Source organism: Actinosynnema sp. NPDC037264, assembly GCF_055603705.1.
Window position 1 is genome coordinate 78898 of sequence record NZ_JBVJVK010000011.1, and the last position, 22511, is coordinate 101408.

General features: G+C 72.5%; 20 protein-coding genes. 13 read left to right on the plus strand and 7 right to left on the minus strand.

Annotation, left to right across the window (positions count from 1 at the left end):
- Positions 1 to 3 precede the first annotated feature (3 nt).
- Entirely contained in the window at positions 4 to 657 is a 654-nt protein-coding gene (locus ACZ7GX_RS15475) for an MOSC domain-containing protein (protein ID WP_498776993.1), read from the minus strand.
- Between the two features lie 95 nt (positions 658 to 752).
- Between ACZ7GX_RS15475 and ACZ7GX_RS15480 the strand changes: the two genes are divergently transcribed.
- Positions 753 to 1478 (plus strand): SCO4651 family lipoprotein, encoded by a 726-nt coding sequence (locus tag ACZ7GX_RS15480; RefSeq protein ID WP_498776995.1) that lies wholly within the window; start codon positions 753 to 755, stop codon positions 1476 to 1478.
- 4 nt (positions 1479 to 1482) lie between these two features.
- Here ACZ7GX_RS15480 and ACZ7GX_RS15485 read toward each other — a convergent pair whose 3' ends face one another.
- The 5 genes from ACZ7GX_RS15485 to ACZ7GX_RS15505 form a co-directional block, all read right to left on the minus strand.
- Entirely contained in the window at positions 1483 to 2166 is a 684-nt protein-coding gene (locus tag ACZ7GX_RS15485) for a peptidylprolyl isomerase (RefSeq protein ID WP_498777202.1), read from the minus strand.
- A 63-nt stretch (positions 2167 to 2229) separates the two neighbouring features.
- Complete coding sequence (locus ACZ7GX_RS15490) at positions 2230 to 5169, minus strand: helix-turn-helix transcriptional regulator (RefSeq protein ID WP_498776997.1); 2940 nt, start codon at positions 5167 to 5169, stop codon at positions 2230 to 2232.
- A gap of 90 nt (positions 5170 to 5259) precedes the next feature.
- On the minus strand, positions 5260 to 5472 hold the full coding sequence (locus tag ACZ7GX_RS15495) for a hypothetical protein (RefSeq protein ID WP_498776999.1): 213 nt from the start codon (positions 5470 to 5472) through the stop codon (positions 5260 to 5262).
- Entirely contained in the window at positions 5469 to 8306 is a 2838-nt protein-coding gene (locus ACZ7GX_RS15500) for a type 2 lanthipeptide synthetase LanM family protein (protein ID WP_498777001.1), read from the minus strand. Before ACZ7GX_RS15500 ends, ACZ7GX_RS15495 begins: the two co-directional genes overlap by 4 nt.
- Positions 8307 to 8512: 206 nt before the next feature.
- Positions 8513 to 9061, minus strand: a complete 549-nt coding sequence (locus ACZ7GX_RS15505) for a hypothetical protein (protein WP_498777003.1) — start codon at positions 9059 to 9061, stop codon at positions 8513 to 8515.
- A gap of 80 nt (positions 9062 to 9141) precedes the next feature.
- Between ACZ7GX_RS15505 and ACZ7GX_RS15510 the strand changes: the two genes are divergently transcribed.
- The 6 genes from ACZ7GX_RS15510 (at position 9142) to ACZ7GX_RS15535 (ending at position 15531) form a co-directional block, all read left to right on the plus strand.
- On the plus strand, positions 9142 to 9684 hold the full coding sequence (locus tag ACZ7GX_RS15510; RefSeq protein ID WP_498777005.1) for an enoyl-CoA hydratase/isomerase family protein: 543 nt from the start codon (positions 9142 to 9144) through the stop codon (positions 9682 to 9684).
- The gene (locus ACZ7GX_RS15515; RefSeq protein ID WP_230569298.1) at positions 9681 to 10682 is read left to right on the plus strand and encodes a LacI family DNA-binding transcriptional regulator; all 1002 of its coding nucleotides are present in this window, start codon (positions 9681 to 9683) and stop codon (positions 10680 to 10682) included. Before ACZ7GX_RS15510 ends, ACZ7GX_RS15515 begins: the two co-directional genes overlap by 4 nt.
- A 242-nt stretch (positions 10683 to 10924) precedes the next feature.
- On the plus strand, positions 10925 to 12280 hold the full coding sequence (locus ACZ7GX_RS15520) for an ABC transporter substrate-binding protein (RefSeq protein ID WP_498777007.1): 1356 nt from the start codon (positions 10925 to 10927) through the stop codon (positions 12278 to 12280).
- Positions 12280 to 13149 carry a carbohydrate ABC transporter permease gene (locus tag ACZ7GX_RS15525; RefSeq protein ID WP_498777009.1) on the plus strand — a complete coding sequence of 290 codons (870 nt, stop codon included), beginning with the start codon at positions 12280 to 12282 and terminating at the stop codon, positions 13147 to 13149. The genes ACZ7GX_RS15520 and ACZ7GX_RS15525 overlap by 1 nt, the downstream gene beginning before the upstream one ends.
- Positions 13146 to 13985, plus strand: coding sequence for a carbohydrate ABC transporter permease (locus ACZ7GX_RS15530; RefSeq protein ID WP_498777011.1), 840 nt, complete (start codon positions 13146 to 13148; stop codon positions 13983 to 13985). The genes ACZ7GX_RS15525 and ACZ7GX_RS15530 overlap by 4 nt, the downstream gene beginning before the upstream one ends.
- A 25-nt stretch (positions 13986 to 14010) precedes the next feature.
- Positions 14011 to 15531: a glycoside hydrolase family 13 protein gene (locus ACZ7GX_RS15535; protein ID WP_498777013.1), complete on the plus strand. Its 1521-nt coding sequence runs from the start codon at positions 14011 to 14013 to the stop codon at positions 15529 to 15531.
- Here the strand turns inward: ACZ7GX_RS15535 and ACZ7GX_RS15540 are convergent.
- On the minus strand, positions 15515 to 15979 hold the full coding sequence (locus tag ACZ7GX_RS15540) for a MarR family winged helix-turn-helix transcriptional regulator (protein WP_498777015.1): 465 nt from the start codon (positions 15977 to 15979) through the stop codon (positions 15515 to 15517). The genes ACZ7GX_RS15535 and ACZ7GX_RS15540 overlap by 17 nt on opposite strands.
- Positions 15980 to 16119: 140 nt before the next feature.
- On the opposite strand from ACZ7GX_RS15540, the gene ACZ7GX_RS15545 reads away from it, so the two are divergent.
- The 6 genes from ACZ7GX_RS15545 (at position 16120) to ACZ7GX_RS15570 (ending at position 22431) form a co-directional block, all read left to right on the plus strand.
- A complete protein-coding gene (locus ACZ7GX_RS15545; protein ID WP_498777017.1) occupies positions 16120 to 17193 on the plus strand; it encodes an alkene reductase in 1074 nt (357 codons plus the stop codon).
- 270 nt (positions 17194 to 17463) lie between these two features.
- A complete protein-coding gene (locus ACZ7GX_RS15550; RefSeq protein ID WP_498777019.1) occupies positions 17464 to 18225 on the plus strand; it encodes a DeoR/GlpR family DNA-binding transcription regulator in 762 nt (253 codons plus the stop codon).
- A gap of 73 nt (positions 18226 to 18298) precedes the next feature.
- On the plus strand, positions 18299 to 19642 hold the full coding sequence (locus tag ACZ7GX_RS15555; protein WP_498777021.1) for an ABC transporter substrate-binding protein: 1344 nt from the start codon (positions 18299 to 18301) through the stop codon (positions 19640 to 19642).
- A gap of 31 nt (positions 19643 to 19673) precedes the next feature.
- A complete protein-coding gene (locus ACZ7GX_RS15560; protein WP_498777023.1) occupies positions 19674 to 20648 on the plus strand; it encodes a carbohydrate ABC transporter permease in 975 nt (324 codons plus the stop codon).
- Positions 20645 to 21445, plus strand: a complete 801-nt coding sequence (locus tag ACZ7GX_RS15565) for a carbohydrate ABC transporter permease (protein WP_498777025.1) — start codon at positions 20645 to 20647, stop codon at positions 21443 to 21445. Before ACZ7GX_RS15560 ends, ACZ7GX_RS15565 begins: the two co-directional genes overlap by 4 nt.
- Positions 21442 to 22431 (plus strand): zinc-dependent alcohol dehydrogenase family protein, encoded by a 990-nt coding sequence (locus ACZ7GX_RS15570; RefSeq protein ID WP_498777027.1) that lies wholly within the window; start codon positions 21442 to 21444, stop codon positions 22429 to 22431. The genes ACZ7GX_RS15565 and ACZ7GX_RS15570 overlap by 4 nt, the downstream gene beginning before the upstream one ends.
- Positions 22432 to 22511 lie beyond the last annotated feature (80 nt).

Sequence of the window (22511 nt, forward strand, 5' to 3'; positions counted from 1 at the left end):
CCGCTACGCCGGGTCGAACGCCCGCCGCTCGACCCGGCGTCGCAGGTCCTCGGGCAGGTCGTCGCCGGCCGCCAGCAGGCCCGGCAGCAACGCGGGCTCCAGGGTCAGGGCGCGGAACGCGAGCGCGATCGTGACGTCGTGGTCGGGCCGGTGCTCGATCGTGATCTCGTCACCCGCCGTGATCGTGCCGGGCTCCAGGACGCGGAAGTACGTGCCGGGAAGCCCGCGCCGAGTGAACGTCTTCACCCACCCGTGCTCCTCCATCACCCCGGCGAACGTCCGGCACGGCACCCGCGGGCTGGTCGCCTGGAGCAGCAGCCCGCCGATCCGCCACCGCTCGCCGATCCGCGCGCCGCACACGTCGAGACCCACCGTGGTCAGGTTCTCGCCGAACAGCCCGGGCCGCAGGTCGGCCCGACCCAACTCCACCGCCCACGCGTCCAGGTCTTCCCGCGCGTAGGCGTAAACGGCCTGGTCGTCGCCACCGTGGTTGCGCGAGTCGGAGATGTGGTCGCCGATGACGCCGCTGCCGACCGGGCCGGGCGCGCGGACGTCCACGGGGCCGGGCACGGGGAGCTTGCCGATACCGGTGTGGCCGACGTTGGCCTGGTCGAACTCGACGCGGGAGCCGACGTTGACGGAGAGCACGTGGGGCATGCCCACGACGGTAGCCGAGACACTTTCGGGGTTCGCACTCCTTATCGGTCGCCGGTGGGGGAGGATGGCGTGGTTCACCGTCCGTGGGGGGAGACATGCGCAGGTCCGTCGTCGCGTTGGTGCTGGCCGGGGTGGCGCTGGCGGGCTGCGCGGAGCGGACAGCCCTCCCGACGCCGACCCTCGGCCCGGTGGTGGACGACAGCGCCACGCTGATCGCGAACCTGGTCGCCCGCGCCGACGAGCAGCACTCCGTCCGGTTCGCCGCCGAGACCACCATGACCGGGCTGAGCGTCGCGCTCGACGGCGGCCTGCTGCGCGCCGGCGAGGGCCGGCTGGTGTCGTTGCGGCAGGACTCGTCCACCGACGTCGTCGTGCTGGCCGACGCCGGCTACTCCCGCACCGACGGCGGCACGTGGACCAGGCTCGACCTGGCCGACCGCGCGCCCGTGCGGGTGGACACCACGGTCGCCGGCCTGGCAGACGAGGTCGACCCGGCCTCGGTGGTGCGGTCGCTGACCGGCAGCCTGCTGGTGGAGAAGGGCGACGAGCAGCTCGACGGCGTGTCGACGCGCCGCTACACGCTCCTGGTCGACCTGCGGCTGCAGGCCGAGCGCACGCCCGACAGCTCGCGGCGCGCCCAGCTGATGGCGGCCTACGAGTCGGGCTTCACCGCGTCCGCGACCGTGTGGGTCGGTCCGGGCGACCTGCCGGTGCGGGTGGAGCAGGTGCTGAAGACGTTGGAGGGCAACGTCTTCCAGCGCACCCTGCACCGCTTCACCGACTGGAACGCCGACATCCGGGTGAGCGCGCCCGTCTCCTAGCGCCCTAGCAGGTGCGCTTGGCCCGCTGGATGTCCGTGGTCAGGGCCGGGCGGCCGTCGACCTCGCTGTCCGGGTTCGGCGCGATGCCGCCAGCGGCGACCTTGTCCAAGGTGGCGAGCCCGGCGGGGGTGACGCGGCCGAAGACGGTGTAGTTGGGCCGCAGCACGGAGTCCGACGTGACCAGGAAGAACTGGCTGCCGTTGGTGTCCGGGCCCGCGTTGGCCATGGCCAGCGTGCCGCGCGGGTAGATGCGGCGCAGGCCCGTGGGGTCGTTCGGCGCGGGCGCGAGGTCGGTCGGCAGCTCGTCGGCGTACTTGTAGCCCGGACCGCCTTCACCGGTGTTGGACGGGTCGCCGCACTGCAGCACCTTCAACGTCGGGTACGCCGTGAGCCGGTGGCACGTCGTGTCGTCGTAGAACTTCTTCCGCACCAGGTGCAGGAAGCTCTGGACGGTGCACGGCGCCTTCGCGCGGTCCAGCACCAGCGGCACGGGGCCCTGGTTGGTCTGCAGGAGGACCTCGGGGTGACCGCGGTCGGGCGTGTGCCGCGGGTCGGGCGGCAGCGGCACGGGCCGGGCGGCCGGCTCGTCCGGCGTCACCGCGTACGCGCACGGCCCGCGAGTCGTGCCCGGTGCTCCCGCGTCCGGTGTCGCGGGGGAGGCCTGCGCCACCCCGCCGCCGAGAGCCATCGTCAGCGCCACTGCCACCAGGATTCTCACCGCACCAGGTCTAACGGACCGGCACCCGCCTTGCTAGGGCCGGTCGGCGGGTCCGAGGGACGCGGCGAACGCGCTGAGCGACTCCCGGTCCGGCTTCGCGGTCTTCGTGATCAGGCTCGCCACGTGCTTCTCCACCGTCCGCGGCGAGATGTGCAGCCGGGTGGCGATCGCCTTGTTGCCCAGGCGACCCGCCAGCAGCCGGAACACCTCGAACTCGCGCACGGTCACGCCCAGCGCCCGCAGCTCGCGCGGCACCTGGTCGGACCCGGTCCGCCGCTGCGGCACCGACGCGCCCACCTGCCGCAGCAGCCCGCGGCACGCGCTGGCCACGGCCGGCTGACCGGCCTGGTGGAAGTACTCCTCGGCGCCGCGCAGCCAGCCGACCGGCTCGCCCCACCCGTCGGCCACCGCCGCCTCGGCCACCAGCCGCAGCCCCAGGTGGCGGGCCAGCGGGTGGATCGCCGCCGCCTCGCGGCCCGCGCGCACGGCCTGCGCCGCCTCCGCCTCCCGACCGAGCCTGCCCAGCAGCACGGCCAGCGCGAACTGCGCGAAACCCCGGTTCCAGCGCATCCGCGCCGCCGCCGCCCGCGTCACCGCGCGGTAGCCCGCCAGGTCCAACGCGCCCGACAACGCGTCCAGCAGCAGGCGCAGCCCGTGCCTGCCGGACAGGTGGTACACGGTCGGCGCCTCGGCCTCGTACGCGATGGCGCGCGCCAGGTCGTGCCCGGCGGTCACGCGGTCCTCCTCCAGCAACGCGCAGAACGCCCGCGCCAACCCGAAGCACAGCGGCCGTTCCTGCGAGCCGACCCCGCCGAGCTGGTCGAACGCCTCGATCGCCGCGTCCATCTCGGCCCGCTTGCCCTGGTGCGCCGCCGCGGTCGCGCGCGCCATCAACCCGTACAGGGTGAGGTTGCGCAGCTGCAGCCGCCGCGTGTCCGCGATGATCCGGGTCAACTGCTCCGCCGCGGCGTCGTACTGCCCGCGCAGCACGGTGTCCAGCCCGAGGATCGCGTCGACGTTGTAGGCCACGCTGATCGCGCCGATCCGCAACGCCTCCTCGCGCGCCTCGGCCAGCTCCGCCGCCTCGCCCTCGGCCAGCCAGCCCAGCCCGGCCTGCCGGATCACCGCGTACACCCGCTGGATGGGCAGCCCGTGCTCCTCGGCCAGCGCACGGGCCCGGCTGAAGCACTCGGTCGCCTCGTCCAGGTCGCGGTCGCGCGCCAGCACCCCGAGCAGCTGCCACGTCTCGCAGCCCACCTCCGGCAGCGGCACCCGCTTCGCCGCGTCGGCCGCCCGCCTGGCCAGGAACTCGGCCGAGGAGATCCGGTCCGGCACCTCCAGGTTCAACGTCAGGAACGCGGCCACGGCGTCGAGGCGGGCGGTGTGCTCGTCGGTCGCGTCCGCGCCGAGCAGCGCGCGTGCCGTCTCCACGTGCGCCATGCCCTCGGTCCACCGGCCCGCGGTGTTGGCCACCTGCGCGAGCTTGGTGTGCAGCTCGGCCCGCCGCACCCGGCCCAACCCGGCGGCGCTCAGCTCGGTCACCGCGTCGACCAGCGCGAACGCCCGCTCGAACTGGCCCGCCTCGGCGAGCGCGGGCAGCAGCGAGTCCAGCACGTCGGCGCGGATGGCCACGTCGACCTCGGTGGCCAGCAGCCGGTGCGCGTGGTCGAGCAGCCGCACCGCCGACCCGGCCGCGCCGTCGGCCAGCGCCCGCCGTCCCGCCTCGGCCAGCAACGCGCCCGCCTCGGCGGTCTGCCCGGCGTCCAGCCGCAGCGACGCCACCAGCGCGCACCACTCGCCGGACAGGTCGGGGTGCAGCTCGCGCACGGCGTCGGCGGTCCGCCGGGCCAGCTCGGCCCGGTGCGGCGGCGGCAGCTGCGCCAGCAGCGCCTCGGCGGTCAGCGGGTGCCGGAACGCGTACCAGTCGGGCACCGGCTCGTCCGGCGTGACCAGCTGCGCGGCCACGCCCGCGTGCAGGTGCGAGAGCAGGGCGCGGTCGTCCATGCCGGTCACCCGCCGCAGCACCGACAGCGGGAACCGGTGGCCGAGCACGGCGGCCACCGACAGCACCTCGCGGCCCTGCGGCCCCAGCCGGTCGGTGCGGTGCGCGATCGAGCGGACCAGCGCCGACGGCACGTCGATGCGCAGTTCGCCGAGCACCTGCCAGCCGCCGGGCCCGCGCACCAGCAGGCCGCCGTTCACCAGGCCGTGCAACATCTCCTCGACCACGAACGGGTTGCCCGCGCTGTCGGCCCACAGCCGCTGCACGACCTCGGCGGGCACCTCGTGGTCCTCCGCCTCCAGGCACAGCCCCACCATCCGGCGCACCTGCCGCTCGTCCAGGCGGCGCAGCTCCATCAGCACGCCCACCTGCCGTTGCGCGGCCAGCCGGACCACGTCCAGGGTGGGGCCGGGGTCGGCGCGGGTGGTCACCAGGAGCGCGGCGGGCGCCTGGTCGAGGTTGTCCACCAGGTAGTCGACGACGGCCAGCGTCTCGGCGTCCGCGTCGTGCAGGTCCTCCAGCACCAGCAGGCACGGCTGCGTGCGGCCGACCACGGCCAGCAGCCGCAGCACGGCCTCGGCGAGCACCAGCACGGAGTGCGCGGGCCGTTGCTCCTCGGCGCCGGCCGCCTCCGGGCTCCACTCGGGCGCCAACCGGCCGAGCGCCGGCTGGTACGGGCCCAGTTCGCGCAGGTTGAGGCCGTCCCCGGCGCGCAGCAGCGACATCAGGGCCTCGGCCAGCGGCCGGAACGGCACGATCGGCCCGATCGTGCTGCCGCGACCGCGCAGCACCCGCATGCCGCGGTCGAAGGCGGCGCCGGCGGCGAAGCGCGCCAGCCGGGTCTTCCCGATGCCCGGCTCGCCGACGAGGAACACGGCGCGGCCCCGGTGGGCGCCCGCGTCGGCCAGCATGCGGTCGAGCACGTGGAGTTCTTCGTCGCGGCCGACCACGACCGGCGCGCGGGTGTGCATGCGCCGACCTTAGTCAAGCCGAACGGCGGCATGCCAAACTGCCCGCACCCCCAGTGTGGGCGGGCAGTCCGGCGGTAGGGCCGAGCCCGGCTACAGGGGCAGTCCCGGCGCGCTCACCGTGGTCATGGTGCCTTCGCTCACCGCGACCGCGGCGTACGCGCCCACGGCCATGGTGAGGCCGGCCAGCGCGCGTGCCCGTGCGCCCGCCTTGGCCTTGCGGGACAGCGCCATCTCCCCGGCGGGGTGGTCGCCGTCCTGGTCTTCGCTCCAGGTGGTGACCTCGTCGCGGTTGGCGTCGTTCATCGGGTGTTCTCCTCGAGGGGGTGGATGTCGTGCGTGGACCCGAGCAGGAGCACCGAAGGCACCTGCTCGGGGAAACCGAGGCGGAGCAGGCCGTACCCGATGCCGGACAGCCCGGTGAGCAGGCCGGCCGACGGCACGCCGCCGGGCGTGCCGCAGCGCGCCCCGTACTGGTCCAGCGCGCCGAGGACCAGCCCCGCGCGCCGGGTCTGCATGGCCGCGGCCAGGCCGTGCCCCCGTTCCGCGAGGACGGTCAGGGCCTCGATCACGCCCAGCTCACCGTGGCACAGGCTCAGGTCCCGCAAGGGTTCGTGCACCGCCAAGGCGTTCAGGCACCGGTCGAGGTGCAGGGTGTGCGCGTCGACCGGTTGGTCCGGGTGGGCGCAGTGCGCGAGCACCGCGCCGGAGAGCCCGGAGCACCAGCTGTGGTCCGCTTCGGCCACGTCGAGCAGGCGTTGCCGCAGGGCGTGGTCGGCGCGCAGGTTCGCGCGGCCGACCACACCGTAGCGCTGGTCGCCCGCGGCGCGCGCGTAGCGCAGCAACGCCCAGCCGACGCCCGCCCGGCCGCGGGCGAAACCGTCGCCGCCGGGGGTGGCCGCGGCGAGCCGGTCGGCGTAGGACCGGGCCAGCGCCGCGGCGGCGGGCGAACCGCTCTCCGCCCGCACCGCCAGCATCGCGGCCAGGCCGCCCGCCCACCCCTCGACCACGTTGGCGGGGTCCTCGCCGACGGCCTCGACCTCGGTCGCGACCTCCACGGCGGCACGCAGCCAGCCGCCGACCTCGTCGTCGTCGAGCAGGTTCGCCAACCGCGCCAAGGCGTAGGAGATGCCGCCCAGCCCGTGGAACGCGCCGCTGCCGACGGCCGCCGCCAGGTCGGTGGCCTCGGCGAACGCGGCCAGCAGGCCGGGGATCGGCCGCAGCGCGTCCCGCGCGTACTCGGTGTAGCGGGCGGCGCCGGTGAGCTTGCCGAGCTGCGCGAGGAACAACGCGACGCCGGTGTAGCCGTTGGACAGGCCCGCGCCCATCGGGGCGACCGCCCAGTGCCGGTCGTCGACCAGTTCGAGGCCCACCCAGTTGACCCGGCCGTCGGCGGTCGCCGCGTGCGCCAGCACCTCGTCGGCGATGCCGCACGCGGCGACCAGCAGCCGTTGCCGGTCGGGGACGCCCGCCTCCACCGGCGCGGCGACCCCGCGGCCGGTGCGGTGCTCGACCGGTCGCGGCCTGCTCGCCAGCCCGGCGCTGATCAGCCACTGCTGGTCGTGCTTGTCCACCTCGTCCAGCGCGGTGACCTTGGCCGTGACGGCGTCCAGCGCGGAGGACGGCAGCAGGTCCGGCAGCCGCTGCCCGGTCGAGGTCCACACGTCGCGGCTGCCCGGCCGGGTGGTGAACAGCGGCACGTCGCCCGCCCACAGGTCGCGCATCTCGTGCGGCACGAGGGCGTGCGCCACCTCGTCGTCCGCCGTGCCGTCCCACAGCAGGTCGAGGATGTCCTGGCGGTCCGAGGCGCCGCGCAGCGCGTCCGGGTGCGTCGACTCGTCCAGCAACGTCGCGTACAGCTGGGTCATCCGCGGCACGAACCGCACCGGCAGGTCGGCGAAGCGGTGCAGCAGCCCGTTCGGGCCGAGCAGCTCGGCGCGGTGGTCGTAGAGGGCGTCGTACCCGATCCGGAACCCGGCCAGCAGCGCGCCCTGGTAGTCCGCGGGCTCGGCCTCGCGCCCGTCCAGCACGGGCCGGTTGTGCGCGGTGGGCATGGGCGCGGGCCTGCGCACCAGGCGCATCCGGTCGGTGCCGGGGTGCAGCCAGGCCACGCCCTCGGTCGGCAGCCCGTCGCCGTGGTCGCCGCCGATGCCGCCGACGTCCAGCGCGCCGTGCTCGCCCAGCAGCACGCGCGGCAGCACGGCGGTGCGGTGCACGGACCGGGCCAGCGCCCGGACCGCCGGGTCCGCCGGCGCGCCGACCGTGGGGTGGAACACCGTCTCCACGTCCACCAGCACGGGCTGGTCGGCCGCCGCGATGAGGTTCTCGTAGTGCATGTCGGTGCCGTCCACCGCGTACAGCAGCGCGATCAGCGCGCCGAGCCGCTGGTAGAACCGGCCGACCTCGGTGACGTCCGCGCACGGGCGGTGCTCGACGAACTCCAGCCATCCGTGCCCCGCGCCGGCGAGGGCGCGCGGTAGCCGCAGGCCGAGGCCGGTGTGCCCGTCGAACCACGTCACCAGGTCCGCGAACGCCCGGTGCAGCGCCACCGGCCGGGGCTTGTAGACCACCCGGCGGCCGTCGGAGAAGGTCAGCACGGCGACCGAACGCCCCTGCGCGTGCGGGTCGCCCCGACCGGTCTCCACGTGCGCGAGCGGGCCGGGGTCGCGGCCGTCGAGCAGGGTGCGCACGATCTCCGGCCGGTCGGCGGCGAACCGGTCGAGCAGCTCGCGGTGCGCGTCGACCGCGTGCAGGCAGGTCTGGCCGAGCAGCCGGGCCAGCACCGGGTACCGGGCGAACAGCGCGGGCAGGTCGACGCGCCGGACGAACGCGGCGAACCGCTCCTGCGGCGTGTCGCCGACCAGCCGCTCGCCGACCCGGTCGAGGTTCAGCTCCAGCACGAGCGTGCGCGCGGCGATCCGGACCAGCCGCCTGCCCAGCGCGTGGGCGAAGTCGTCGTCCAGCCGGGGGTCGAGGGCCACGGCCGCGCTCACCAGGGGTCTCAGCGCGGACGCGAACCCCTCGTCCCAGCTGCCGCCGGTGAAGTCTGCACGGGCCGCGGTCGTGGTGGCGCGTTCCACGAACGCGGCCCATGAGGGCCGTCCACGGGGGACGACCAGCTCTTGGTGGTTCCCGCGCACGCCGCTGAGCCACCACGCGGGGGGTGGCCGATCTACGGCGGAGGGGAACACGCCGCACAACGTGTCACGGGCGTGCGGTGGCGCACATGGGGGCCGTGCCCCCAGATTTGCGGGTGCGCGGGTCCGAAGCCGCAGATGTGCGGAGAACGCTCCCGTCGCAGGTCACCAGCGCACCGCGGGCAGGTGAACGGACGGCGTGCCCGGCGTCAGGCCGCGCAGTTCTCGGCTTGGCCGGCGGCGTCGCGGAACTCGTCCGGCAGCGAGACCACGCCCATCTTCTCCACGCCCTCGTTCATCACCGTGACCGCCTCGGTCATGTCCTGGATGACGGCGCTGTAGATGTCGAGGGTCATCTCGGGCGCGGCGTCCACGGCCGACTTGGCCGAGACGAACTTGTCCCGCGCCCTGGTCAGCGGCTCGCTGATGACCTCGACCGCGGTGTCGGCGGCGGGCGTCGGCGCCGGGGTCAGCTCGTCGAGGTCGTGCAGGACGACGTCCAGCACGTCGACCACGCGGCCGAGCGAGTCGCTGACGGACTTCTTCGCCTGGACCGGGTCGGTCTGCGTCTGGTCGAACTGCACCCCGCCCGAGGCGATCATGTACTTCGCCACGCCGCAGAAGTTGTTCATCCAGCGCACGACCTCGGGCTCGGCCCCGGAGGCCGACGACGTCGGGCCGGGCGCGGGCTGACCCGTCACGGGCACCGCGCACCCGGTCAGGCCGACCAACGCCACCGCCACCACCCACCGCTTCACAGGGGATTTGTACCCCGCCGTCACCCGATAGTGGGGTGGAACATGACAACCGGGGGAACCGTCGACCACGATGGCGGCTCATGACCGTCTCACTCGATGTCTCCGGCGGGATCGCGGTCATCCGGATCGACGAGCCGTCGGACACCCTGCTGACCGACGTGCGCGCGCTGCTGCCCGTGGTGGCCGGCGCCCGCGCCGTCGTGCTCATCGTCGACCCGGGTCTGTGCGCCGCCGACACCGAGCGGCTGGTCCGGGGGTCGGTGGCGGAGCGGGAGGCGGTGGCGGCGTCGTTGCGCGGCGTGCGCGAGGAGGTGGCGAACCTGCCCGTGCCGGTGGTCGCGGCGATCGGCGGCAGCCCGTCCGGCGAGGCGGCGGAGCTGGCCATGGCGTGCGACCTGCGGGTGCTGGCCGCCGACGGTGGTCTCGGGTGGGTGACGGACGGTCGGGTGACCGGCGATCAGGTGTTGGTGGCACGGCGGGTGACCGCCGACGAGGCGTTGCGCACCGGGTTGGTGGACCGGGTCGTGCCGCGGTGCTCGGTGCTGCGGGCGGCGGTGGAACTCGCAAACGAGTGCAAGTCAACGCAAGCGGAACGTAAGTCCTGCCGTATAGTTGCTCCATGACGCAACGGCGGTTGGCGGAAGTGGCCGCGAAGGTCGGCGTGAGCGAGGCGACGGTCAGCCGGGTGCTCAACGGCAAGCCGGGCGTGTCCGACGCGACGCGGTCGGCCGTGCTCACGGCGCTGGACGTGCTCGGGTACGAACGGCCGACGCAGCTGCGCGGGGAACGTGCCCGACTGGTCGGCCTGGTGCTGCCGGAGCTGCAGAACCCGATCTTCCCCGCGTTCGCCGACGTGGTCGGCAACGCCTTGGCCCAGCGCGGCTTCACGCCGGTGCTGTGCACCCGGACGGCCGGCGGCGTGACGGAGGCGGACTACCTGGAGCTGCTGTTCGAGCAGCACGTGTCCGGGGTGGTGTTCGCCGGCGGGCAGTACGCGCAGGCGGACGCGTCGCACGAGCACTACCGGCAGATGACGCGGCGCAAGCTGCCCGCGGTGCTGGTGAACGCGGCGATAGACGACCTCGGGTTCCCGCGGGTGTCGTGCGACGACGCGGTGGCGGTCGAGCAGGCGTTCGGGCACCTGGTGGCGTTGGGGCACACGCGGATCGGGGCGGTGCTGGGCCCGTCGGACCACATGCCGTCGAGGCGGAAGCTCACCGCGTTGACCTCGTGCGCGGCGGGCGCGGGGGTGGAGCTGTTCGAGGAGCACGCGATGTTCTCGCTGGAGGGCGGGCAGGCGGCCACCACCCGCCTGCTGCACCGGGGCGTCACCGCGATCGTGTGCGCCTCGGACCCGCTGGCGTTGGGCGCCGTGCGCGCCGTGCGCCGGCACGGGCTCAAGGTGCCGCACGACGTGTCCGTCGTCGGCTACGACGACTCGCCGCTCATGACCTGCACCGAGCCGCCGTTGACCACGGTCCGCCAGCCGATCGAGGCCATGGGCCGCGCCGCCGTCGAACTGCTCGCGAACCAGATCGCCGGCACCCCGGTCCCCGACGAGGAGCTGCTCTTCGAGCCGGAGCTGGTGGTCCGCTCCTCCACCGCCCCGGCCCCCCGCTGACCGCGAGCCGAACCTCCGCGTCCCGCGCGTCCTGGAGGTCGACGCGCGGGGTCTGAGGTTCGACCACGTCCGTTGCCGTCTGCCCCGTCAGGGGTGGGCGGCATTTTTTGTGCGTGAGTGTGGGGCGAGGGTTGCTTACGAGTTGATGTCGTGAAGTTGCGAGTTTTCGTAGACATCTTGCGGCGAAGTGGTGGGGCGACTTACCGTGTCCGCCACACCACACCCGAGGAGGGTCCGCCCCCATGAACTCACTCAGCCTCCGCAGAGCGGCGGGGTTGCTGCTGGCAGGCAGCCTGAGCCTGACCGCCGTCGCGTGCTCGCAAGCCGACGAGACCGGCGCCGCCGGCGGCAAGGTCACGATCTCGGTCAACGGCCAGCCGCCGCAGACCCAGCCGTTCGAGCGCAAGATCTTCGACGAGGACGTGGCCGAGTTCGAGGCCGCCAACCCCGACGTCGACATCGAGCCGCACGAGGGGTTCATGGACCCCAAGACGTTCTCCGCGAAGCTCGCCGGCGGCCAGCTCGAGGACGTCTTCTACGCCTACTTCACCGACCCGGCGAACCTCATCGCCCGCAAGCAGGCCGCGGACATCACCGCCTACGTCAAGGACGTCCCGCACTACGAAGCCATCCGGCCGGAGCTGCGCGACGTCTTCAGCAAGGACGGCAAGGTCTACGGCGTCCCCACCGCCAACTACTCGATGGGCCTGCTCTACAACCGCGCCCTGTTCACCCAGGCGGGCCTGGACCCCGACCAGCCGCCGAAGACGTGGGACGAGGTCCGCGAGGCCGCCAAGAAGATCACCGCGCTCGGTGACGGCAAGGTCGGCTTCGCCGAGTACAGCAAGAACAACCAGGGCGGCTGGCACTTCACCGCGTGGATGTACTCCGTCGGCGGCCAGGTCGCCCGCCAGGACGGCGACAAGTGGGTTGCGGACTTCAACAACGACAAGGGCCGCGCGGCCCTCCAACACCTCAAGGACATGCGCTGGACCGACAACACGATGGGCGAGAAGCAGCTGCTCGTCATCGAGGACGTCCAGCAGATGATGGGCGCCGGCCAGCTCGGCATGTACCTGGCCGCGCCGGACAACGTGCCCACCCTGGTCAACCAGTTCAAGGGCGACTACGCGAACTACGGCCTGACCGGCATCCCGGACGGCGAGGGCACGCTCATCGGCGGCGAGGGCTACATGATCAACCCGAAGGCGTCGCCGGAGAAGATCAAGGCGGGCCTGAGGTGGATCCAGTGGAAGTACCTCAACCCGGACCGGTTCGAGCGCAACCTCCAGCGGTACAAGGACCAGGGCCAGCCCATCGGCCTGCCCGTGCCGCCGGTCGCCGACGTCTGGACCGGTGACATCGCCGCCAAGCAGGCCGAGCTCAAGGAGCGCCTGGCCACGGTGCCGGTGGCGAACTTCCAGTCCTACGTGGACGCCACGCCGAAGGGGAAGATCGAGCCGCCGAACGCGCAGCAGGTGTACGCGATCCTCGACAACGTCATGCAGGCCGTGCTCACGGACCGCGACGCGGACGTCAGCAAGCTCCTGGCCGACGCGGAAGCCAAGGTGAACCCCGTCCTGGCCCAGGTCAAGTGATGCGCCGCCGCGTCGCGGAGAACCTGACCGCGTACGGGTTCCTGTCCGCCGCGCTGATCTGCTTCGCGGTGTTCTCCTGGTACCCCATCGCGCGTGGGGCGGTGCTCGGCTTCCAGCAGGTCGACTTCGTCACCGAGCCCACGTGGGTCGGCTGGGAGAACTTCGAACGACTCTTCGCCGACCCCCTGTTCGCCACGGCGTGGCGCAACACCCTGCTGTTCACCGCGCTGGCGCTGGTGTTCGGCTTCGTGGTGCCGTTCCTGCTCGCGGTCGTGCTCAACGAGCTGCGGCACTTCAAGGCGTACTTCCGGCTCATCGTGTACTTGCCCGTGATGCTGCCGCCGGTGGTGGCCGCGCTGATCTGGAAGTGGATGTACGACCCCGGCCCGGGCCTGCTCAACTCCGCGTTGCGCGGGCTCGGGCTGGAGGGGGTGGCGTGGCTGGACAGCGCCGACACCTCGATGCTGTCGCTGGTGATCGTGGCGACCTGGGCGAACCTGGGCACCGCCACGCTGATCTACCTGGCCGCGTTGCAGAGCATCCCCGGCGACCTGTACGAGGCGGCGGAGCTCGACGGTGCGAACGTGCTGCGCAGGCTGTGGCACGTCACGGTGCCGCAGACCCGGTTCGTGCTGCTGGTGCTGCTGCTGTTGCAGGTCGTGGCGACGATGCAGGTGTTCACCGAGCCGTACGTGATGACCGGCGGCGGACCGGAGGACTCCACGGTCACCGTGCTGCTCCTGCTGTACCGGTACGCCTTCTACTACAACGACTTCGGCACCGCGAGTGCCCTGAGCCTGTTGCTGCTGCTGGTGCTCGGCGCGTTCACCGCGCTGTACCTGCGCGTGACGCGGAAGGCGGACGCGTGAGGACGTTGATCGCGCCGGGACGCGCCGGCGTCGGCTACAAGGTCGCGCTCGCGATCACGACCGTCGTCCTCACCGCCATCTTCGTGGTGCCGCTGGTGTGGGTCGTGCTCTCGGCCATGAAACCGGCCGTGGAGCTGGCCCGCGTGCCGCCGACGGTCCTGCCCGAGACGTGGACGCCCGGCACCTACGCCGAGGCGTGGGACCTGATGGACCTGGGCCGGTACTTCCTCAACACGATCGTCGTCGCGGTCGGTGTGTGGGCGGTGCAGCTCGCGGTCGACGTGCCTGCGGCGTACGCGCTGTCGCGGCTCAAACCCGTGCTGGGCAAGGGGATCCTCGGCATGATGCTGCTGACCCTGATGATGCCCGCCGCGGTGCTGCTGGTGCCGACCTACCTGACGATCGCCGACCTCGGGCTGCTGAACAACCCGTTGGCGCTGTGGCTGCTGGGCGCGGCCAACGCGTTCACGGTGTTCCTGCTCAAGCGGTTCTTCGACCAGCTGCCCGCGGAGGTGCTGGAGGCGGCCCGGATCGACGGCGCCGGCCAGTTCACCATGCTGTGGCGGATCGTGCTGCCGCTGTCCAGGCCGATCCTGGCGGTCGTGTCCATCTTCGCGGTCGTGGCCGCGTGGAAGGACTTCATCTGGCCGCTGCTGGTGTTCTCCGACCCGGCGCGGCAGACGCTCAGCGTCGCGTTGCAGCGCTTCGCCCCCGACACACCGGTCAACCTGCTGCTGGCCGGCCTCGTGCTGTCCAGCGTGCCGATGATCGGCCTGTTCCTGGTGTTCCAGCGGCACGTGCTGGCGGGTCTCACCGCCGGCAGCGTGAAGGGCTGAACACATCACCGAGGGAGGAATCCACATGAACTGGTGGCGCGGTGCGGCCATCTACCAGGTGTACCCGCGCAGCTTCGCCGACGGCAACGGCGACGGGATCGGGGATCTGGCGGGTCTGCGCCAGAAGCTCCCGTACCTCGCCGAGTTGGGTGTGGACGCGATCTGGCTCAGCCCCTGGTACCCCTCGCCGCTGGCCGACGGCGGCTACGACGTCGCGGACTACCGCGACATCGAGCCGGTGTTCGGCACGCTCGTCGAGGCGGAGAAGCTGATCGGCGAGGCGCACGCGGTCGGCCTGCGGGTGATCATCGACATCGTGCCCAACCACTGCTCCGACCAGCACCCGTGGTTCCAGGAGGCGTTGCGCGGCACCGGTCGTGACCGGTTCTGGTTCCACGAGGGCGACGAGCCGCCGAACGACTGGCGGTCGCGGTTCGGCGGGCCGGCGTGGAGCCAGGCGCCGGACGGCTCGTGGTACCTGCACCTGTACAGCCCGGAGCAGCCGGACCTGAACTGGACCAACCCGGAGGTGCGGGCCGAGTTCGAGTCGATCCTGCGGTTCTGGCTCGACCGCGGCGTGGACGGGTTCCGCATCGACGTCGCCGACGGCCTGGTCAAGGACTTCTCCCGGCCGGACGCCGAGCTGCCGTACTCCGACCAGGACGGCGTGCACGACATCTACCGGTCGTGGCGCGAGGTGCTCGACGAGTACCCGGACGAGCGGGTGTTCGTCGGCGAGATGTGGTTGCCCGACCCGGAGCGGTTCGCCCGCTACCTGCGGGCCGACGAGCTGCACTCGGCGTTCAACTTCGACTTCCTGTGCTGCCCGTGGGAGCCCGACGAGCTGCGGCGGGTCATCGACGGCACGCTGGCCGCGCACGCGCCGGTGGGCGCGCCGCCGACCTGGGTGCTGTCCAACCACGACGTGACGCGGCACGTGTCGCGGATGGGTCGGGCGGACTCGTCGTTCGACTTCGGCCGGCGGCAGCACCTCACGCCGACGGACCTGGAGCTGGGCGCGAAGCGGGCGCGTGCGGCGATCATGCTGACCACCGCGCTGCCCGGCTGCGTCTACGTCTACCAGGGGGAGGAGCTGGGGCTGGAGGAGGTGGACGACCTGCCCGACGAGCTGCGCGAGGACCCGGTGTGGGTGCGTTCCGGGCACACCGACCGCGGTCGTGACGGGTGCCGGGTGCCGATCCCGTGGGGTGACGACGGCCCGTCGTGGCTGCCCCGGCCGGCGCACTGGCGGTCGCTGTCGGTGGCCGCGCAGACCGGCGACCCCGACTCGATGCTCGCGCACTACCGCACCGTGCTGGCGTTGCGGCGCTCGGAGCGGGCGTTGGGCGACGGGCCGATGGAATGGCTCGAGCTCGGGCCGGGCGTGGTCGCGTTCCGCCGCGGTGACGACTTCGCGTGCGTGCTCAACCTGTCCGCCGAACCGGTCGCGCTGCCCGCGCACGACGCCGTGCTGCTGACCAGCGGACCTCTCGTGGACGGCGCCGTGCCGCCGGACACCGCGGCCTGGCTCAGGACGGCTCGCTGAACCGACCGGTCCGCGTCGCCAGGTTGCACTCCAGCAGGCCGAGCACCCTCAGGGTCTCGGTCTGCTGGTCTTCGTCCAGGTCGCCGAGCGTGGCCTCCTCCAGCTCGCGCCACACGCGCTCGACCTCGTGCCGCAGCGCCTGGCTCGCGGCGGTCGGCTCGACCAGCGCGGCGCGGCCGTCGGTCGGGTCGGGGGAGCGGCGCACGAAGCCGGCGCGTTCCAGGCGCTGCACGGTCCGGGTCATGGTCGGCGAGTCCGTGCCCAGTTCCTCGCACAGGTCCGCCTGCCGCATCGGGCCGCAGTCCCACAGCCGCATCATCACCAGCTCCTGGCCGGGGTGCAGGCCTGCCTGCCTGAGCAGCTGACCGGCCAGGAGGCGGTGCAGGCGGGCCACGCGGAAGATCGCATGGCTGATCCGACCGCTCTCGGCGACCTCTGGAATGGGCATTGACGTGGGATTTTGTCCTGTCGCGGCCATGCTTCGATTCTAGCCGCGCGATGGAGTGATGGGGGTCACCACGGCTCACGGGAATCATCCGCGCTCGGATTACTGTTCGAGCAGGTAAAGGCAGCAACCTGGAGGAAGCCATGAGCACCGCGTTCGAGCCCCTGGATCTGGCCGGCACCGAGCTGGCCAACCGGATCGTGATGTCGCCGATGACCCGCAGCCGCGCGCACGACACCGTGCCGACGCCCGCCATGGCCGAGTACTACGCGCAGCGGGCCAGTGCCGGCTTGATCATCACCGAGGGGATCCAGCCGTCCGCGATCGGCCAGGGCTACCCGTTCACGCCCGGTCTGCACAGCGACGAGCAGGTCGAGGGCTGGCGCGGCGTGACGGACGCGGTGCACGCGGCGGGCGGGCGGATCTTCGCGCAGCTCATGCACACCGGCCGGATCAGCCACCCGAGCGTGCTGTCCGGCGACCTGCACCCGGTGGGCGCGTCCGCCGTGCGTCCGGCGGGCCAGCTGTTCACCGGTTCGGGGATGGCGGAGTTCGTCACGCCCAGGGAGTTGACCGGCGCGGAGGTGGAGGCCACCATCGCCGACTTCGCCACCGCCGCGCGCAACGCGGTCGAGGCGGGGTTCGACGGGATCGAGCTGCACGGCGCCAACGGGTACCTGCTGCACCAGTTCCTGGCCGACAACACCAACCGGCGCGCGGACGAGTGGGGCGGCCCGGTGGAGAACCGGATCCGGTTCGTGGTCGAGGTGGTCCGCGCGACGTCCGAGGCGATCGGCGCGCACCGCGTCGGCCTGCGGATCTCCCCGTCCAACCCGTACAACGACATCGCCGAGGAGTCGACCGAGGAGCTGTACCCGGCGCTGGTCGACGCGATCGACCCGTTCGGCCTGGCGTACCTGCACATCGGCGAGACCGGTGAGCGGGCGCTGACGCTGGAGCTGCGCAAGCGCTTCTCCGGCGCACTGATCCTCAACCCGTTCACGCCGGACGGCGTCACCGGCCCGGACCACCTGCCCCTGCTGGACGACGGCACGGCGGACGCGTTGAGCTTCGGCGCGCTGTTCCTGGCCAACCCGGACCTGCCCGCGCGCCTGGCGAACGGCGGCCCGTTCAACACGCCGGACCCGGCCACGTTCTTCGGCGGCACCGAGAAGGGCTACCTCGACTACCCGGCCCTGACCACCGTCAACGCCTGATCGGCCCGTCCTGGGCGTTCGGCACGAGGCGAGGCCCCCGAGTTGCGCAAACTCGGGGGCCTCGTCGCGTCGGCTGTGGGTGTGAACGGGCAGGAAGTGGGGCCCGTTCGGGCAAGAATTCGCCCGATCGTGTGTGTTCGGTCAGGCGAAGCGGGCGGAACTCGGGCATCGTTCACCCAGGTGTGGTGCTGGCCACACCATTTCGACGGTGTTAAACCTTAGGCGCGGCCCGAACGGGCAGCGACGGTCCGAGCGGGCAAGGGAGGCGACGTGCGGGCGGACGAGCGCAAGCGCCGCATCCTGGCCCGTGCCCGGGCGGACGGCCGGGTCGACGTGGCCGAGATCGCGGCCGAGCTGGAGGTCGCGCAGGAGACCGTGCGGCGTGACCTGCGCCTGCTCGACGAGCACGGCCTGGTCCGCCGCACGCACGGCGGCGCGTTCCCGGTGGAGAGCGCCGGGTACGAGACCGGGCTGAAGTTCCGGTCCGCGTCGATGGTGCCGGAGAAGCGGCGCATCGCCCGGGCCGCCGCGGACCGGCTGGGTGACGCGGAGACGGTGTTCGTCGACGAGGGCTACACACCCCAGCTCGTCGCCGAGGCCCTGCCCACCGGCAGGCCGTTGACGGTGATCACCGCGTCCCTGCCCACCGCCGCCGTGCTGTCGGAGGTGCCGTCCACGACCGTGCTGCTGCTCGGGGGACGGGTGCGCGGCCGGACGCTGGCGACGGTCGACCACTGGGCCACCCGCATGCTCTCGGAGATGGTGATCGACCTCGCCTACATCGGGGCGAACGGCATCTCCCGCGAGCACGGCCTCACCACGCCGGACCCTGCGGTGGGCGCGGTCAAGGCGCAGGCCCTGGCCTCGGCCCGCAGGCGGATCTTCGTCGGCGTGCACACGAAGTTCGGCGTGTCGAGCTTCCACCGGTTCGGCGGCATCGCCGACCTGGAGGCGGTCGTCACCGACTCCGTGCTGCCCGCCGGCGAGGCGCACCGCTACGCCCTGCTCGGACCGAAGGTCGTCCGGGCCTAACCCCCGACCCCACACCCGAACGACCCCGGAGCGCCAGGGGTCTGGTTCCGCTCGCCCTAAGGAAGGCAAGACGATGAAGTCATTGCGGTATGGCGGCCTGCTGGCCGCGGTGCTCCTGGCCACGACCGCGTGCGCCGGCGCGGGCGGCGGGGGCGGCGGCGCCGAGAACTCGATCAACGTCCTGATGGTGAACAACCCGCAGCTGCAGGACCTGCAGAAGCTCACCGCGGACAACTTCACCAAGGACACCGGCATCACGGTCAACTTCACCGTGCTGCCCGAGAACGACGTCCGCGACAAGATCAGCCAGGACTTCTCCAGCCAGGCCGGCCAGTACGACGTGGCCACGATCAGCAACTACGAGACGCCGATCTACGCCAAGAACGGCTGGCTCACCCCGCTGGACGACTACGTCGCCAAGGACACCGGCTTCGACCAGGACGACGTCCTCGAACCGATCCGCCAGTCCCTCACCGGCGCCGACGGCAAGGTGTACGCGCAGCCGTTCTACGGCGAGTCGTCGTTCCTCATGTACCGCAAGGACGTGCTGGACGCCAAGGGCCTGACCATGCCGGAGGAGCCGACGTGGCAGCAGGTCGCCGAGATCGCCGCCCAGGTCGACGGCGCGCAGCCCGGCATGAAGGGCATCTGCCTGCGCGGCCAGCCCGGCTGGGGCCAGCTGATGGCGCCGCTGACGACGGTGGTCAACACGTTCGGCGGCACGTGGTTCACCAAGGACTGGCAGGCCGGGCTGGACTCGCCGGAGTTCAAGGAGGCCACCGGGTTCTACGTCGACCTGGTCCGCGCGCACGGCGAGGCGGGCGCGCCGCAGGCCGGGTTCGCCGAGTGCCTGAACAACATGACCCAGGGCAAGGTCGCCATGTGGTACGACGCCACGGTCGCCGCCGGGCTGCTGGAGGCCGACGACTCGCCGGTGAAGGGCAAGCTCGGCTTCGCCCAGGCCCCCGTGGTCAAGACCGAGAGCTCGGCGTGGCTGTACACGTGGGCGTTCGGCATCCAGAAGGCCAGCAAGAAGGCCGACAACGCGTGGAAGTTCGTGTCCTGGGCGTCCGGCAAGGGCTACGAGGAGCTGGTCGGCAAGACGCTGGGCTGGTCCAAGCTGCCCGACGGCAAGCGGAAGTCGACCTACCAGCGGCCCGAGTACCTGGCCGCGGGCGGCACGTTCGCCAAGCAGGCGGAGGCGGCCATCGCGGGCGCCAGGCCCACCGACCCCGGCGTGCAGGAGCGGCCCGCGAGCGGCATCCAGTTCGTCGGCATCCCCGAGTTCACCGACCTGGGCACGCAGGTGTCGCAGAAGATCAGCGCCGCCATCGCGGGCTCGACCACCGTGGACGCCGCGCTGGCGGAGAGCCAGGCGCTGGCCGAGGTCGTCGCCGAGAAGTACCGGGGGAAGTGATGAGCAACCCCACCCCCATCGGGAGGACCCGGTGACCGCCGTCCGGGAAGCCCCCGCGCGCACCGGGCCCAAGCCTCCGGCGCGGACGGGGCAGTTGGCCGCGGCGGCGCGCTGGGCCCGGCGCGCCCCGCTCCTGCCCGCCCTGATCTTCACGATCGTGGTCACGCAGCTGCCGTTCGTCGCCACGCTGGTGATCTCGCTGATGCGGTGGAACTCGCTCGACCCCACCAACCGAGGGTTCGCGGGCCTGGACAACTACACCGCCGTGTTCACCGATCCCGACCTGCGCAGCGCCATCGGCGTCACGGCCCTGCTGACCGCGACCGTGGTGCTGGTCAGCCTGGTCCTCGGGCTGGGGCTGGCCCTGCTGCTGGACCGGAGGTTCGCCGGGCGCGGCCTGGTGCGCACGATGCTCATCGCGCCGTTCCTGGTGGTGCCGGTCGCCGCCGCGCTGCTGTGGAAGCACGCGCTCTACAACCCCGAGTACGGCCTGCTCAACGGCGTGCTGACGTGGCTGTCCGGCGCGGACGCGCCGCAGCCGGAGTGGATCAGCGGCATGCCGCTGACCGCGGTCGAGGCGGCGCTGGTGTGGCAGTGGACGCCGTTCATGATGCTGATCCTGCTGGCGGGCCTGCAGAGCCGCCCGCAGGACGCGGTCGAGGCCGCGCGCATCGACGGCGCCTCGGCGTGGCAGGTGTTCCGCTACCTCACGCTGCCGCACCTGCGGCAGTACCTGGAGCTGGGCGCGCTGCTCGGCTCGATCTACATCGTGCAGAACTTCGACGCCGTCTTCACCATCACCTCCGGCGGCCTCGGCACGGCCAACCTGCCGTACACGATCTACCAGACCTTCTACCAGGCGCACGACTACGGCCAGGCGTCCGCCGCGGGCGTGGTCGTGGTCGTCGGCTCGATCGTCATCGCCACGTTCGCGTTGCGGGTGGTGTCGTCGTTGCTGCGCGAGGACGGCGGCCGAGCCGCGAACCGGACGGAGGCACGGGCATGAGCAGGTTGCTCGGCTTGGCCGCGTGGGCCGCGGGCCTGCTGTTCTTCGCGCCGGTGGCGTGGATGGTCCTCACCTCCCTGCACAGCGAGCAGGACGCGGCGACCAACCCGCCGTCGCTGACCGCGCCCCTCACGTTCGACGGCTACGCCGAGTTCTTCGACTCGGAACCGTGGCCGCCGCTGATCAACTCGCTGAGCGCGTCGGTCGGCTCGACCCTGCTCGTGCTGCTGCTGGCGGTCCCGGCGGCGTACGCGCTCTCGATCAAGAAGGTCGACAAGTGGTCGGACGTGCTGTTCTTCTTCCTGTCCACCAAGATGCTGCCGGTCGTGGCCGGGCTGCTGCCGATCTACCTGGTCGCCCAGTACACCGGGATGCTCGACAACATCTCGTTCCTGGTCGTGCTCTACACCTCGATGAACCTGCCGATCGCGGTGTGGCTGATGCGGTCGTTCCTGGCCGAGGTGCCGGGCGAGATCCTGGAGGCCGCCGCGCTGGACGGCGCGGGCCTGGTCACCACGCTGCGCCGGGTCGTCGCGCCGGTCGCCATGCCCGGTATCGCCGCGACCTCGTTGATCTGCTTCATCTTCAGCTGGAACGAGCTGCTGTTCGCCCGCGTGCTGACCGGTGTGGTCGCGGGCACCGCGCCGGTCTACCTCACCGGGTTCGTCACCAGCCAGGGCTTGTTCCTGGCCAAGGTGTGCGCCGCCGCCGTGGTGGTGTCGCTGCCGGTGCTCGTCGCCGGGTTCGCCGCCCAGGACAAGCTGGTCCAGGGCCTTTCTCTGGGAGCCGTGAAGTGAAAGCAGCCGTGATCACCGGGGTCGGCGCGGTGGAGGTCGCCGAGGTGCCGGACCCGAGGCCCGGCCCGCGCCAGGTCGTCGTGGACGTCGCGGCGTGCGGGCTGTGCGGCACCGACCTGCACATCCTGCAGGGCGAGTTCGCGCCGACGCTGCCGGTCGTGCCGGGCCACGAGTTCGCGGGCGTGGTCGTCGAGGTCGGGTCGGAGGTGGCGGAGCTCGCGGTCGGCGACCGGGTCGCGGTGGACCCCTCGCTGTACTGCCACGAGTGCCGGATGTGCCGGTCCGGGCGGAGCAACCTGTGCGAGCGGTGGGCCGCGATCGGCGTCACGACCGGCGGCGGCGCGGCCGAGTACGCGCTGGCGCCCGTCGCGAACTGCGTGAAGCTGCCCGACCACGTGCGCACCGAGGACGCCGCGCTGATCGAGCCGCTGTCGTGCGCCGTGCGCGGTTACGACGTGCTGCGGTCGCAGCTGGCCAGCCGGGTGCTGATCTACGGCTCGGGCACGATGGGCCTGATGATGCTCCAGCTCGGCAAGCTCACCGGCGCGTCGTCCATCGAGGTGGTGGACCTCAACCCGGACCGCCTGGCCACGGCCGAGCTGCTCGGCGTCACGGCCACCGCGACGTCGCCCGACGAGCTGGACCGGCCACAGGGGTGGGACGTGGTCATCGACGCCACCGGCAACGAGAAGGCGATCCAGGACGGGCTCGGCCGGGTCGCGAAGGGCGGCACGTTCCTGCAGTTCGGCGTCTCCGACTACGCGGCGCGGGTGACCATCGACCCGTACCGCATCTACAACCAGGAGATCACGATCACCGGCTCGATGGCGGTGCTGCACTCGTTCGAACGGGCGGCGGACCTGTTCGCCACCGGGGTGCTCGACCCGGAGGTGTTCATCAGCGACCGCCTGCCGCTGGCGGACTACGCCCCGGCGCTGGCGCGGTTCCAGGCCGGGCGGGGTCGCAAGATCCAAGTGCTGCCGTGACGCGGCTCGGGGGAGGGGGGGGGGGGGGGGGGGGGGGGGGGGGGGGGGGGGGTGCGGGGGGCGCTGTGCCGGTGGGCGGG

What these genes read in the sequence shown, in the direction of transcription:
- ACZ7GX_RS15475 (WP_498776993.1), bottom strand. Translation starts at nt 657, where the DNA reads ATGCCCCACGTGCTCTCCGTCAACGTCGGCTCCCGCGTCGAGTTCGAC.
- ACZ7GX_RS15480 (WP_498776995.1), top strand. Translation starts at nt 753, where the DNA reads ATGCGCAGGTCCGTCGTCGCGTTGGTGCTGGCCGGGGTGGCGCTGGCG.
- ACZ7GX_RS15485 (WP_498777202.1), bottom strand. Translation starts at nt 2,166, where the DNA reads ATGGCTCTCGGCGGCGGGGTGGCGCAGGCCTCCCCCGCGACACCGGAC.
- ACZ7GX_RS15490 (WP_498776997.1), bottom strand. Translation starts at nt 5,169, where the DNA reads ATGCACACCCGCGCGCCGGTCGTGGTCGGCCGCGACGAAGAACTCCAC.
- ACZ7GX_RS15495 (WP_498776999.1), bottom strand. Translation starts at nt 5,472, where the DNA reads ATGAACGACGCCAACCGCGACGAGGTCACCACCTGGAGCGAAGACCAG.
- ACZ7GX_RS15510 (WP_498777005.1), top strand. Translation starts at nt 9,142, where the DNA reads ATGACCGTCTCACTCGATGTCTCCGGCGGGATCGCGGTCATCCGGATC.
- ACZ7GX_RS15515 (WP_230569298.1), top strand. Translation starts at nt 9,681, where the DNA reads ATGACGCAACGGCGGTTGGCGGAAGTGGCCGCGAAGGTCGGCGTGAGC.
- ACZ7GX_RS15520 (WP_498777007.1), top strand. Translation starts at nt 10,925, where the DNA reads ATGAACTCACTCAGCCTCCGCAGAGCGGCGGGGTTGCTGCTGGCAGGC.
- ACZ7GX_RS15525 (WP_498777009.1), top strand. Translation starts at nt 12,280, where the DNA reads ATGCGCCGCCGCGTCGCGGAGAACCTGACCGCGTACGGGTTCCTGTCC.
- ACZ7GX_RS15535 (WP_498777013.1), top strand. Translation starts at nt 14,011, where the DNA reads ATGAACTGGTGGCGCGGTGCGGCCATCTACCAGGTGTACCCGCGCAGC.
- ACZ7GX_RS15540 (WP_498777015.1), bottom strand. Translation starts at nt 15,979, where the DNA reads ATGCCCATTCCAGAGGTCGCCGAGAGCGGTCGGATCAGCCATGCGATC.
- ACZ7GX_RS15545 (WP_498777017.1), top strand. Translation starts at nt 16,120, where the DNA reads ATGAGCACCGCGTTCGAGCCCCTGGATCTGGCCGGCACCGAGCTGGCC.
- ACZ7GX_RS15555 (WP_498777021.1), top strand. Translation starts at nt 18,299, where the DNA reads ATGAAGTCATTGCGGTATGGCGGCCTGCTGGCCGCGGTGCTCCTGGCC.
- ACZ7GX_RS15565 (WP_498777025.1), top strand. Translation starts at nt 20,645, where the DNA reads ATGAGCAGGTTGCTCGGCTTGGCCGCGTGGGCCGCGGGCCTGCTGTTC.